Consider the following 264-nt stretch of genomic DNA (forward strand, 5'->3'; position numbering starts at 1 on the left):
CACATCCTGCAGATATTTTCCTTTGCCCTCTATGCTGGTCCCGAGCAGAGAGTGGCCCTGATGGACCACGGGCTGATCCGGAAAAATTAAGCCCCAGGTAGGGATCTGAGCAGAGTCAGTACGGATCAGCGCCAGATCGCACAGCGGATGATAGATCACATCCCGGTTCCAGGAATAGCGCGCAACATGTTTGGCCGTCACCTGCAAATGCGGGGTAACAGGAACAGCCGAGCCAAATCCGCCCAGCAAAATGGGCACCCCGAT

The 264-nt window shown here is 56.1% G+C and carries 1 pseudogene; it reads right to left on the reverse strand.

Annotated features, from left to right (window positions below):
* A pseudogene (locus ACYP03_RS26590) lies at positions 1–264 on the reverse strand (S1 family peptidase); the annotation flags it as partial.

It is taken from the genome of Photobacterium sp. R1 (genome assembly GCF_054600795.1).